This window comes from Pusillimonas sp. DMV24BSW_D, from assembly GCF_011388195.1.
Lineage (GTDB): Bacteria > Pseudomonadota > Gammaproteobacteria > Burkholderiales > Burkholderiaceae_B > Neopusillimonas > Neopusillimonas aestuarii.
The window spans coordinates 968753-982126 of the sequence record NZ_CP049990.1 but is presented as its reverse complement, the minus strand read 5'-3'; the positions used below and the strand labels follow the sequence as shown (position 1 = coordinate 982126).

Genomic DNA, 13374 nt, shown 5'->3' with positions numbered 1-13374 from the left:
TTCATGTTGGAGTGCCTTTATTTATCAGGCTTTTATGGGAAACAATGATTGACAAGGTCTGTCACAGTCGGACAAAATCTTTTAGCTTTTCTCGGAACTTCTTACAACTTTATCCCGTCTTAATCAAAAACGGAATCAGTCAGGAGACTAAATTATGGCAGGCGAGGGATCCGTCGCTCCTAAAGAGCGTGTAAATATTACTTATAAACCGGCTACCGGAGACGCTCAAGTCGAAGTCGAGCTGCCCCTCAAACTCTTGATTCTAGGCGACTTCACGCAACGCGAAGACGATCGCAGCGTTGAAGACCGGGCACCGATCAATGTTGATAAAGACAACTACAACGACGTACTGAAAGCACAAAATCTGTCGCTGGATCTTTCGGTACCGAACCGGCTTGAACCAGGCTCGGAAGACAACCTGCCGGTTAACCTGAAGTTCGAGTCGCTGGCCGACTTCCAGCCCGACAGCATCGTGGAAAAAGTCCCTGAACTACGCAATATCGTCGAGCTACGAGGCGCGCTCAAAGCACTGAAAGGGCCATTGGGCAACATTCCCGACTTTCGCAAGAAGTTGCAAGCGCTGGTTCAAGATGACGAAACCCGCGCCCGCTTGCTGAAAGAGCTCGGCATTGAAGACAAATAAACGTAAGGCAGGGGATACACAACATGAGTGAAGAACAAGCGAAACAAGACAATGCTGCCGCCCCCTCGGAAGGCGGCTCCCTTATCGATCAACTACTGGAAACCACCAAGGTAAGGCCCGGCGACGAATCCTACGCCATCACCAAGCAGGGCATTCAAACCTTTATTTCGTCCCTGCTGGATCCTTCCCGCACAACCGACCGAATCACGGCCTCACTGGCCGACGACATGATTGCCGAGCTCGACAAAAAGCTCTGCGCCCAGGTCGATGAAATTCTCCACCACGCCGACTTCCAGCGTCTCGAGTCCTCATGGCGCTCACTGAAGTTTCTGATCGATCGCACCAACTTCCGCGAGAACATCAAGATTCAGATCATGAACGTCAACAAAGACGATCTGCTCAGCGATTTCGAAGACTCGCCGGAAGTAACCAAGTCGGGCCTGTACAAAAATTGCTATACCGCAGAATTCGGCCAGTTTGGCGGCCAGCCTTTCGGCGCCATTATTGCCAATTATGAATTCGGCCCCGGATCATCCGACGTGAAGCTACTGCAATACTGCGCCAGCGTTGCCTCCATGAGCCATGCCCCTTTCATCGCTGCCGCCGGCGCGCAGTTCTTCGGCCTGGAAGATTTCTCAAAACTGCCCGACCTGAAAGACCTGTCGTCCATCTTTGAAATGCCGCAATACACCAAATGGAACGGCTTTCGCGAAAGTGAAGACGCACGCAACGTGGGGTTGGTACTGCCACACTTCCTGCTCCGTACGCCTTACGGTAACGACACCACCCCTTCAAAGAAATTCAACTACGAAGAAGATGTGTCGGCCGGCAGTGATGCTTTCTTATGGGGCAATGCGGCCTTTGCCTTTGCTTCACGCCTTACCGCCAGCTTTGCCGACTACCGCTGGTGCGCCAACATTATTGGCCCGCAAGGCGGCGGCACCGTAGGCGACTTGCCCATTTACAACTACGAAGCCATGGGCGAAATTCAAACCAAGATCCCTACCGAAGTGCTCATATCGGAACGCCGGGAATTTGAATTGGCTGAACAAGGCTTTATTGGTCTGGCCATGCGCAAGAACAGCGACAACGCAGCATTTTTCTCTGCCAACTCGTGCCAGAAACCCAAATTCTTCGGAAATACAAAAGAAGGGAAAGAAGCCGAAACGAATTACAAACTGGGCACGCAGCTACCTTATATTTTTGTGGTTAGCCGCCTTGCCCATTACATCAAGGTTTTGCAACGTGAAAACATCGGGACCTGGAAAGAGCGCGCCGACCTTGAAGGTGAACTCAATAACTGGATCCGGCAATACGTGGCAGACATGGATGCCCCTGGGCCTGAAGTACGCAGTCGTCGTCCTTTACGCACAGCGCAAATCAGCGTTGAAGACGTTGAAGGTGACCCAGGCTGGTATCGCGTATCAATGCTGGTTCGCCCTCATTTCAAATATATGGGGGCATCGTTCACGCTGTCGTTGGTTGGCAAACTGGACAAAAAATAAAGTTGAAGCAAACTTGTATCAATCGCTCGTTCAACAGGCATAAAGGAGACCGAAAATGCCCATGCCAGGTTATCTGACACTTACTGGTCAGACACAAGGAAAGATTGAAGGTAGTTGCACCATTCAAGGCCACGAGAACACCATTCTTGTACAGGCTGTCGATCACACGATTGAAATTCCCAAGTCGATCCAAACCGGCTTACCCACCGGCAAGCGCATTCATGGTCCGCTTACCATTACCAAGGAAATCGATAAGTCGTCGCCAAAACTCTTTCAAGCCCTCACATCGGGCGAACAGCTTAACGACGCCAAACTTGAGTACTACCGTATTTCACCGCAGGGTAAAGAAGAGCTTTACTACACGGTTGAAATCAAGAACGCCATTATCACGTCGATGCACAAATTTGTTCCCATGTGCCTCGACCCGGCGAACAAGTCTATGGGGCATATGGAGGCCGTTTCCTTCACTTACGAAACCATCATTGAAACATTCACGCCCGATGGTATCGAAGCCGAGGATTCCTGGAACCAACCTAAATCCTAAGGCCTTCAAAAAGCCGTTCGAACACCCTCTGTTCGAACGGCTTTTTATTTTTAGGCCGGCTATACCAACTCTCAGAATAAAACAGCCGCCACCGGAGCATAGGCGTTACGAGGCGGTCTTTCTTCCGTCAACACGCAGTTACTTATCCGGAACACCCCATGCAAATTGTCGAGTTCAAATCACTGGTCGACCGTCTTAACCCGACGTGCCGCGACGCGCTTGAAAATGCCGCAGGAATTTGTCTGAATCGCACCCATTACGAAATCACGATCGAGCACATGCTGGTTCGTCTTATCGAAGATCCACGAACCGACGTTCACTTAATACTCAAACAAGCCGGCATTGATCCAGGCCGCGCACAACGCGCGCTGGAGCAAGTGATTGAAAGCTTCAAAAGCGGTAACAGTGGTCGCCCGCAGTTCTCTGCTTTATTACCTGATCTATTCTCTGATGCATGGCTTATTGCCTCTGTCGACTTGTATGAAGGCACGATCCGTTCAGGCGCCTTATTCGCCGCCTTCGTTGCCCGGTCCTCGTTTTACGCCAGCGGAACCTATGCTTCGCTGCTGGCCGATCTCGATAAAAACAAAATTATCGAATTGTTAGCCCAGGTTACAAGCGCGTCGAAAGAGAATGCAGAGGCCGTAGGAATGGGGGGCGGTCAAAGCGCGGCAGGAAGCACTGATGCAGGCCGGTCGGGATCGGCCATTGAACGCTTTTGCGAAGACTTCACGACAAAGGCCGCAAACGGCAAAATAGACCCGGTTTTCGGTCGCGATGCCGAAATTCGCCAAATGGTCGACATCCTTGCCCGCCGGCGCAAAAACAACCCCATTTGTGTCGGCGACCCCGGCGTGGGGAAAACCGCCGTCATTGAAGGGCTGGCGTTACGCGTTACTGAAGGCGACGTCCCGGAAATCCTGCAAGGGGTCACCATTCTGGGCCTGGATATGGGCGCACTGGAAGCCGGCGCCGGCGTTAAAGGGGAGTTTGAAAACCGTTTGCGCGGTGTCATCAACGAAATCAAGGCCTCAACCAAACCCATCATTCTGTTTATCGACGAAGCCCACACCCTTATTGGTGCGGGCGGGTCGGCCGGCACCAGCGACGCAGCCAACCTGTTGAAACCGGCTCTGGCCCGGGGCGAGTTGCGCACCATTGCCGCAACCACCTGGAGCGAGTACAAAAAATATTTTGAAAAAGACGCCGCCCTTGCACGCCGTTTCGAACTGGTCAAACTAGACGAACCAACCGTCAACATGGCGGTACAAATTCTGCGCGGGCTGAAAGACCGCTACGAACAAGTTCATAAAGTACTGATCCGAGACGACGCACTGGTTGCAGCCGCTGAGCTGTCGAACCGATACATCACCGGGCGCCAGCTTCCCGACAAGGCAATTGACTTGCTCGATACCGCGTGCGCGAGAATCAAAGTTAACCTTTCTTCAAAGCCGGACTTCATTGAAGATCGCGAACGTCAGTTGCAAATGCTGGAACGCGAGAAAAACGGGTTGCTGCGCGACGTTGAGAACCACGTTGAAATCAATCCAGATCGGCTAAAAGAAATCGACGATGAAATGACAGCGGTTCAAAGTGAACTCGATACTTTACAAGCCCGCTTCAATGAACAGTTTGAGGCCGCCCGCAAAGTGCTTGATCTGCGATTGCAGCGAGCCGACACAACCGACGTCAACGACGATCTTGAGCAACAGCTCATTAAAGCCGAGCAACAGTTCGCCCAACTCCAAGCCAATGAAAAACTGATCTTTGTCGACGTCTCTCCCGACACCATCGCCAAGGTTGTCTCCGACCGCACCGGCGTACCACTGGGCAAAATGATGCGCGACCAAGCCACGGCAGCACTTACACTGGAAAGTACTCTGGGCGAACGCATCAAAGGTCAGGGTTATGCGCTCGAAACGATTTCTGAAGTGCTTAAATCAGCGCGCTCCGGGCTACAAGATCCCAATCAACCCATGGGAATTTTCCTGTTGGTCGGCCCTTCGGGTACCGGCAAAACAGAAACTGCGCTTTCCGTGGCCGACACAATGTTTGGAGGCGAGCACTCGCTGGTCAACATCAACATGTCGGAGTTTCAGGAAAAGCACACCGTCAGTCGGCTTATCGGGTCACCCCCCGGTTACGTAGGGTTCGGCGAAGGCGGCATTCTTACTGAAGCTGTGCGCCAGCGGCCCTACTCTGTTGTCTTGCTCGACGAAGTGGAAAAAGCCCACCTCGATGTGGTGAACCTCTTTTATCAGGTATTCGATAAAGGCGTGCTTTCAGACGGCGAGGGGCGCGAGATTAACTTCCGCAACACGGTTGTATTCTTAACTTCAAACCTGGCGCTTGATGTCATCACTGAACTCTGCGCAGGCGATGAACCGCCGCCGATGTCTGCGGTTCAGGCGGCTATTCGGCCAATTCTTTCGAACCATTTCAAACCCGCGCTACTGGCACGCATGACAGTCGTTCCGTTTGTGACACTGAAAGACGACGCGCTTCGCGGCATTGTGAGCCTGAAACTAGGCAAATTGGCGGACCGCATGCAACGCAACAATAAAATCAAACTCGAAATTCCTGATGCCGTGGTTGACACCATTACCGCCCGTTGTACCGAAGTTGAAACCGGCGCACGCAATATCGACTTCATTTTGCGGGGTAACATCATGCCCATGCTGTCCAACACATTGCTTAAACACATGTCTGAAGCCAACACGCTCTCGACCGCACGACTGGAAGTAAATGAACAGGGCGAATTTACCGCCACGTTCGCTTGAGGAAATCATGACTGATAAATGCGCCTGGATTATTAACCTGGGGTCGAACGATGCGCCGGCCCAGGCGGCGGCCATGCAGTTGGCCCAGTATGGGCTTACGCCCAAAGGGCAACGCTGGCCAACAGACAACGAAAACGCCTGGATGACCAGCGCTCAGGAAGCGGCCGAGGCGAATGCGGCGATTGTCATTTTGATTGGCTCCGCGCAAGAGTTGAGTAGCGAAAAAAACCGGCGTGATCTCGCCCTGTTCCGGCTGTCATTGCAAACACTGCAACGCAAGGCGGTCAACGGTCTGGCACTGGTCTCGGGCGAGCCCCTTCCCGGCAATGCGCCGGAGCGGGCCGGACTATTAACCGACTGGCTTACGCCGGCCGATGCCCGCTGGCCTGCCAAAGCGGTAGCTCGTGCTCACGCACCCGTTGCACCCAAATGGCCTGCCCGCCTTGGGCTTTATGCGCAAGAGCGCTTGGGCGTGTGGCTGGAGGTCCACCCCGCGCCAAATGAAACTTCATCCGGCGCATTAGTGGGTGTTTCCGGCAACGACGCAAGCATTAGTTTCCATGCCACAGGTCCGGCCGGTTCACTACCCGAGCGCAGTGTTAACGAGTACGAATTACAAGGCCTCAAGTTCGATATCGGCAATCTTGCGTTTGATGCGTGGGGGCTGCAGAATACCCTGACGCCGGAACAAAGTTACTACGTGCGCATTGAAGGCAAACCCAACTACCTGGCTGTCGGCGCCTTGCCTGAAGGGCAGCTGGAAGAAGTTCATGTCATTTCACTGCTGTCATGAGTATTGATGTTACGCCGCTGCTGACACCGATCTCAGAAAGCGCTCCGGCGGGCGAAGAAGCGCGCGCTACCGAAAGCTATGAAGCCATTGCCGCTGAAATAGAGAAGATGACCAGTCTGTCCGGAGCTTCTCCGATCGACTGGGCGCTGGTTGAACAGCAAGGCACAAACCTGCTAAGCAGCCAAACAAAAGACTTCATGCTGGCTGCCTGGGTGAGTGCCGCCTGGATGGAGCGCCATGGCCTGCAAGGTCTTCAGGCTGGACTCGAACTGCAGGCAGGCCTTATCGAGACATTTTGGGAAACCGCCTTTCCCCCGGTTAAGCGTCTACGAGGGCGACGCAATGCCTTGTCGTGGTGGACCGAGCGTGCATCCAACTGGTTGGAAAACAACGAACTACCGGCTATTGATTCCGCTCTTCACGCAAAAATGGTGGATGCTGCGACCCGTATGGACGGCGCTCTAGCAGAGCGCGATCCGGATGCCCCTCCGTTGCTCACTTTCGTTCAGCAAATCAAGAGGCTCGACGTCATCCCCGAAGCGGGCGAAAATGATAAGGCGAACGGCACGGCAACCGTTGAAACGAACCCAGCAGACAATACATCGCCAGGCAATGCAGGCGCGTCCCCGGCAACGGCCTCTCAACATCCCACCCTCACGCCGCCTGTTTCCACCCCCGCGCTGCCCGACCAGTTGTCAACGCTCGATGATATCGTGCATGCGTTGCACCCCATTGCAGACGCTTTGGGCCATATCAGTGCCGCGCTGATCAACATCGATCGTTTCCAACCTCTCATTATCGAAATCAATCGCTTTGCCGCACGTGCCGCTTTATTGTCGACACCGCCTGCGGTTAGCGGTACCACCTCTTTAAATCCACCGCCCGCCCCCATCATGGATGCTTTTCAAACCATATGCGGCGCCGGCAATGCCGATGGCATAATCGAATTTTGTGAGTCACGTATCCTAACCTTCCCATTCTGGCTCGACCTGGATTACCAATCGGCACGCGGCTATGAAATGATGGGCGAACAAGGCGCCCGAATGCGGCAGACTGTCATTAAGAACACACTCACCTTCACCGAACGGCTGCCTGAACTGGAGCACCTGACATTTTCCGACGGTACACCTTTCGCAAGCGATGAAACGCAGCAGTGGCTCCGCGACTGTCGTGCGCTTAATAGCGGCGCGGCGGCAACCGACCCATTCGAAAAAACACAGCAAGCGGCGCGTGCAGCCGCAAGCAACGGACAACACGACCAGGCAATGCAGTTTTATCAAGATCTGCTTCAGTCAACCTTTAACGGACGCGACCAGTTCCGCGCCCGTATTGCCCTTTTGGATTTGTTCATGAATGCAAACGGTAGCGCCGACCCGATGCCGTTAGCCCAACCCATTTTCGAAGACTGCAAAACAATGAATTTATTTCAGTGGGAGCCAATACTTGCCGGCCATGCTTTGCAAACCGTTTTAAAAGCCTGCAAACAAGCGCTGTCAAACCCGGCTGTTTTCGATGACACGCCGCGGCGGGAAGCCTATCAGCGACTGCAACAAGAGACTTTGCAGCAACTTGCCCGCATCGACTTTCCCGCAGCGAGCCGTTTTTCGCGATAGCGTTGAACAACCAATTACTTTTTTCACCTTACCTTTTCATTAATCTTTTTTATAGACATTAGGAGTACACGCAACATGCCGATGCCAGGCTACCTGACGCTCAGTGGTCAGACTCAAGGAAAAATTGAAGGGGGTTGTACGATTAAAGGCCACGAAGGAACCATTCTGGTTCAGGGGGTAGACCACACCATTGAAATCCCCAAATCCATTCAAACCGGCCTGCCCACGGGGCGACGTATTCATGGGCCGTTAACCATTACCAAAGAAATTGACAAAGCCTCTCCTAAACTGTTTCAGGCTTTAACGTCGGGCGAGCAACTTACCGATGCCAAGCTTGAGTACTACCGCATTTCACCGCAAGGCAAAGAAGAGCTTTATTACACCGTTGAAATCAAAAACGCGGTCATCACGTCGATGCATAAGTATGTGCCCAACTGCTTGGACCCAGTCAACAAAAGCATGGGGCATATGGAAGACGTCTCCTTTACGTATGAAACCATCATCGAAACCTTCACACCGAACGGTATCGAAGCACAAGACTCCTGGAATACGCCCAAGTCGTAACCTTAAAACCAAGGGCGTTATCAAGGAAAACACGTAGTTGACGCCCTCTCATACCTGCGTTAATCTAAATCGTCAGTTAACCGTACTATTTGCTCTGATTATCGGTACTATTTAAGCAAATTATAGAAGTGACTGTCTGCACGGCGTGGCAGGCAGAGGAGACATTTAGATGCAGGACAAACAGCAGGATCCCGTTGTCCAGAATTACGACGCTATCGTTGTAGGTGCTGGGTTTGCAGGCGTATACGCCGTTTATAGATTCCGCAAAATGGGGATGACGGTACGCGTACTGGAAGCGGGCGGCGGCGTGGGTGGTACCTGGTATCACAATCGCTATCCAGGCGCCCGATGCGATATCGAATCACTTGATTACTCTTTTTCGTTCTCAAACGAGCTGCAACAGGAATGGAAGTGGTCGGAGCGCTACGCAAGCCAACCTGAAATCCTGGCGTATATCAACCATGTCGTGGACCGCTTCGACCTGGCAAAAGATATACAGTTGAATACCCGCGTTACCGGAGCCACATTCAACGAAGAGTCGAACCGTTGGCTTATTACAACCGAACAAGGCGAAACGTTCTCAGCCAAGTATGCAGTGATGGCAACCGGTGTTTTGTCGGTGCACCAGGTTCCCAGTATGAAAGGCCTGGAAACCTTTGAAAAGCAGTGGTTCCATACAGGCGATTGGCCAAAAGAAGGTGTGGATGTCAGTGGAAAACGGGTAGGCGTCATTGGGACTGGCTCGTCTGCGACTCAGCTTATTCCCATTGTTGCGCAAGACGCGAAACATTTATATGTATTCCAGCGCACACCCAATTACACCATGCCGGCGCAAAACCACCCCATGAAACCGGATGTGGAAAAAGAATGGAAAGCCACCTACCCTGAACGCCGCAAGTTTGCCCGCCAGTCGGGGTTCGGCCACAACCAGGTCAGCAACCATCAATCGGGTAAAGAGGTTAGCGACGAAGAACGCCGGGCCGAACTGGAACGGCGCTGGGACCTGGGTGGCCTTTACATGATGCGCGCCTTCAAGGATATTCTCACCGACCCCGAAGTGAATCATGAGGCGGCCGAGTTTGTGCGCGACAAAATCCGCAGCATTGTGAAAGATCCGGAAACCGCGGAAGCACTGTGCCCCCCTGGAGAGCTTTACATCGGCACTAAACGTTTATGTTCAGGAACGCAGTACTACGAAACGTTTAACCGTGACAACGTATCGCTGGTGAATGTGCGTAAAAACGCCATCGACCGCATCACCCCGAAAGGCGTATTGCTGCAAGACGGCACCGAGTACGAACTGGATATGATTATTTTCGCCACCGGTTTCGACGCCATGACCGGCGCGATGAACCGTATTAACCCGGTGGGACGTAACGGTCGCCGGCTTAAAGACGAGTGGGCGGCGGGCCCGCGCACTTACCTGGGCATGACTGTGAACGGCTTTCCCAATATGTTCATCATCGCCGGCCCCGGCAGCCCGTCGGTATTCAGCAATATGGTGACATCCATTGAACAACACGTGGAATGGGTAACCGATTGCGCAAAGTACATGGAGGCCCATAATATCGCCACCATTGAAGCCTCTGTCGAGGCTCAGGACACCTGGACGGAGCATGTAACCGAAGCAGCCAACCGAACGCTTTACGCCCACTCAAAAGACACGTGGTTTTATGGCTCGAACACACCCGGCAAACCGGTTGTATTTATGCCGTATGTTGGTGGAGTCGGCAATTACTACCAACGTATTTTGAAGGTCGCGGAAGACGGCTATGAAGGTTACACACTCAATGCGGCAACACAATCTTCCAACAAAGTAGCTTAGGCATCGTGCCATCGGGTTATCGCAACAATGGCGGCAACCCTTTTATAACCAAATCAGGATGAGACAATGAAGACAAAGCTTTTATCTAAATTGCTGTTAAGCGCCTGCCTGGCAGCGCCCATGGCCATGACCGCACACGCAGCGGAAGAAACCTACGAAATGCGGGTTGGCAATATTACCTCAAATGACGCACAAGAGCGCAGCGGCCAGATTTTTATCGACCTGGTCGAGAAAAAATCGGGCGGCAAAATCAAAGGCAAGCTTTATTCAGGTGGTTCGCTAGGCAGTAACGACGAAGTGATGCGCGGTCTGCGACTGGGTTCCATTCAAGGCAACATCAACCCCAGCGGTTACCTGAGCCAGTTTGTGGCCCAGGCCGGCGTACTGACACTGCCATGGCTTTTCCCAGGCAAGAATGCAGAAGAGCAAATCGAAAACATCACCAATATCATGGAAGGTCAGGCCGGCGACAAGATTAAGGAACTTGCCGACGAACGCGGCTTCCACGTGGTGTCTTTGTTTGGCTTGGGACCAAACCAGATCTATCTGCGCGATTACGACAAGAGCAAAAGCGTAATGGAGAATCTGCAGGATAAGCGGATTCGTACCATTGGCGGCCAAGAGCACACCCAGACCGTCAATGATTGGGGTGCACGCGCCATTCATATGTCCTTGCCCGAGGTCTACACCTCAATTCAGCAAGGTGTGCTGGACGGATTCGACTTACCCGCCGCCGTAACAGTGCGATTGAAATATCATGAGCAAGCACCTAACGTCCTGCTAACCAACCACATCGTGCTTACGCAATACATTGCGGTTAGTAAAGCCTGGTACGACTCTTTACCCGACGACCTGAAGAAAGCGGTTGATGAAGCCGGTAAAGAAACAGAGGCACTGGGAACTCAGGAGTACGTTGACGAGCAAAATGAAGCGCTTAACCTGTTGGCTTCAAATGATAAGTTCACCGTTATCGAGTTAACTGACGCCGACCGCGCCGCCCTTCAAAAACTGAACAAAGAAGGCGTGTGGGCCGAAGTGGCAAAGAACCCCGCCAAAGCAGAAATGCTCAAACTGCTTGAAGAAGATATCAAGAAACTGGCCAAGTAATATTTTGGCATGATAGCGCCCCCTCTCCTGATCAGGTTTGGGGGCGTTCTTGACTCGCGCGCACCGGCGAGCGACATTATTGAACCCACGTCTTCATTTCGGACATTATCGTGACCCCACCCGACAACTCAGCACCGCCGTCATCACCAGGCCTATTCTCGCGCATCGACCGCGCATGCTTTGCCCTGCTTAAGTTTCTGGCCGGCCTAAGCTTCTTGCTGATGATTTTTTCCGTCTTTATCTCAGTTGCGTTGCGTGAGGTTGGGCTCATGCCCTATCCGTGGGTTGAAGAAGTTTCGCGCTACCTGGTCGTATGGTCGGTTTTTCTAAGCGCCGCGGTTCTGGCCCGTCGCAACGAACATATCAGCATCGACGTCTTCTACGCGCATGTATCCCGCCCGATCCGCAAACTCATCAACATCGCTTCCGCACTATTGGGCGTTGTTCTTATCGGTTACTTCGCCTATATGGGCTGGGGCTTCTCATATACCGCATATCGCTTTAACGATATGAGCCTGAGCGGCTACATACCCGTGTGGCTGGCCTACGCAGCCATTCCCGTGGGCTTGGGGTTAACCGCGCTTGCCTATCTGTTGTGGGGGGTCGATATTCTCGGCAATCGTACCAACGAACCCGATTCCGCCACCGACATTATCAACATACAACAAGGCATTCAAAAATGATCTCCGTCGGCGCCACCCTTATTGTTATTCTGCTGCTGATATTGGGCTTTCCTTTGTGGCTGGTTTTTCTATCTGCAGGCTTTGCCCTGTTAACATTAACGGGTGCAGGCATTCCACCCGACATGTTGGCCTCACGCATGTTCAGTAGCTTGAATGTCTATGCATTGCTGGCCGTGCCGGGTTTTATTTTTGCTGCAGAACTGATGGTACGAGGCGGCATGTCGAACCGGCTCATTAACTGGGTAACCGTTTTACTCGGCCGCGTTCCCGGAGGCGTGCCCGTCACGACGATTGTAGCCAGCGAGGTTTTCGGGGCAATATCAGGCTCAAGCACCGCCACGGTGGCGGGGATCGGTAAGGTACTTTATCCAGGCTTAAGGCAAAGCGGTTACGGCGAGCGTTTTTCGCTCGGATTAATTACCTCGATGGGCGCGATTGCAGTCATTGTGCCGCCCAGCATCACCATGATTCTTTACGGAGCGGTCGCCTCCGTTTCGGTGGGCGACTTGTTTCTTGCGGGTATCGGCCCAGCCATATTGATCGGCATCCTGATTACGTTGTACTGCATCTGGTATGCCCTTCACCACTCCATCACAGCGGAAGCCGGCAAATGGGACACCGCAGCCGTGTGGCGGGAAACCAAAAGTGCAGCCTGGACGCTGGGCGCGCCGGTTATCATTTTTGGCGGCATCTATTCCGGATTTTTCACGCCGACTGAAGCCTCAATGGTACTCAGTATCTACGCATTAGTCGTCACCACCTGCATTTACCGCGACCTGTCGTTCAAAGGTGTCTGGGAAGTGGCGGTTGAAGCTGCACTGCTTACCGGAAAAATCTTCACCATTGTCGCCGCCGCCTCAGTATTCTCTGTAGTGCTGGTTATCGAGAACATCCCCGACACCATGGTTGAAGCCCTCACCGGCTGGAACATGAGCCCATTCATGATTTTGCTCATGCTCAACTTGATTCTGTTGATCGCCGGTATGTTCATGGACCCCAACTCGGCCATCGTGGTGCTGGTTCCTTTGCTGCTGCCCATTGCCGTTGCCGCCGGAATAGACATGATTCATTTCGGCATAATCATGACGGTTAACCTGGCCATTGGCATGTTTACCCCGCCGTTTGGGTTGAACCTGTTTGTCAGTACCAGCATATTCAATGTTTCAGTAGGAAAAGTAGTACGTGGCGTTATTCCCTTTATTTTGGTTTACCTGGTTTCGTTACTTGTCATTTCCTACGTACCCGACATTTCCCTGTGGATTCCAAATGCGTTGAAATAATGCAATAGTCGTCAACCAACCCTGAAACAGGTGCTTA

General features: G+C 52.7%; 11 protein-coding genes. All 11 read left to right on the top strand.

The features are described from left to right. Nucleotides 1–154 precede the first annotated feature (154 nt). Nucleotides 155–643, top strand: a complete 489-nt coding sequence (gene tssB, locus G9Q38_RS04725; protein WP_114420391.1) for a type VI secretion system contractile sheath small subunit — start codon at nt 155–157, stop codon at nt 641–643. Nucleotides 644–666: 23 nt separating this feature from the next. Further along, nucleotides 667–2148: a type VI secretion system contractile sheath large subunit gene (gene tssC / locus G9Q38_RS04720; RefSeq protein ID WP_114420390.1), complete on the top strand. Its 1482-nt coding sequence runs from the start codon at nt 667–669 to the stop codon at nt 2146–2148. Between the two features lie 55 nt (nt 2149–2203). Then, nucleotides 2204–2692: an Hcp family type VI secretion system effector gene (locus G9Q38_RS04715; protein WP_114420389.1), complete on the top strand. Its 489-nt coding sequence runs from the start codon at nt 2204–2206 to the stop codon at nt 2690–2692. A 158-nt stretch (nt 2693–2850) separates the two neighbouring features. Beyond that, nucleotides 2851–5472, top strand: coding sequence for a type VI secretion system ATPase TssH (gene tssH, locus G9Q38_RS04710; protein ID WP_166128303.1), 2622 nt, complete (start codon nt 2851–2853; stop codon nt 5470–5472). A gap of 7 nt (nt 5473–5479) precedes the next feature. Beyond that, entirely contained in the window at nt 5480–6265 is a 786-nt protein-coding gene (locus G9Q38_RS04705; RefSeq protein ID WP_166128300.1) for a hypothetical protein, read from the top strand. Next, the gene (tssA, locus tag G9Q38_RS04700; protein ID WP_166128297.1) at nt 6262–7878 is read left to right on the top strand and encodes a type VI secretion system protein TssA; all 1617 of its coding nucleotides are present in this window, start codon (nt 6262–6264) and stop codon (nt 7876–7878) included. The genes G9Q38_RS04705 and tssA overlap by 4 nt, the downstream gene beginning before the upstream one ends. A 75-nt stretch (nt 7879–7953) precedes the next feature. Then, nucleotides 7954–8442: an Hcp family type VI secretion system effector gene (locus G9Q38_RS04695; RefSeq protein WP_114420385.1), complete on the top strand. Its 489-nt coding sequence runs from the start codon at nt 7954–7956 to the stop codon at nt 8440–8442. Nucleotides 8443–8611: 169 nt separating this feature from the next. Next, complete coding sequence (locus G9Q38_RS04690; RefSeq protein WP_166128295.1) at nt 8612–10267, top strand: flavin-containing monooxygenase; 1656 nt, start codon at nt 8612–8614, stop codon at nt 10265–10267. A 66-nt stretch (nt 10268–10333) separates the two neighbouring features. Further along, on the top strand, nt 10334–11374 hold the full coding sequence (locus G9Q38_RS04685; protein ID WP_166128293.1) for a TRAP transporter substrate-binding protein: 1041 nt from the start codon (nt 10334–10336) through the stop codon (nt 11372–11374). Between the two features lie 110 nt (nt 11375–11484). Then, the gene (locus G9Q38_RS04680; RefSeq protein ID WP_166128290.1) at nt 11485–12057 is read left to right on the top strand and encodes a TRAP transporter small permease; all 573 of its coding nucleotides are present in this window, start codon (nt 11485–11487) and stop codon (nt 12055–12057) included. Beyond that, complete coding sequence (locus G9Q38_RS04675) at nt 12054–13337, top strand: TRAP transporter large permease (RefSeq protein ID WP_166128288.1); 1284 nt, start codon at nt 12054–12056, stop codon at nt 13335–13337. The genes G9Q38_RS04680 and G9Q38_RS04675 overlap by 4 nt, the downstream gene beginning before the upstream one ends. Nucleotides 13338–13374 lie beyond the last annotated feature (37 nt).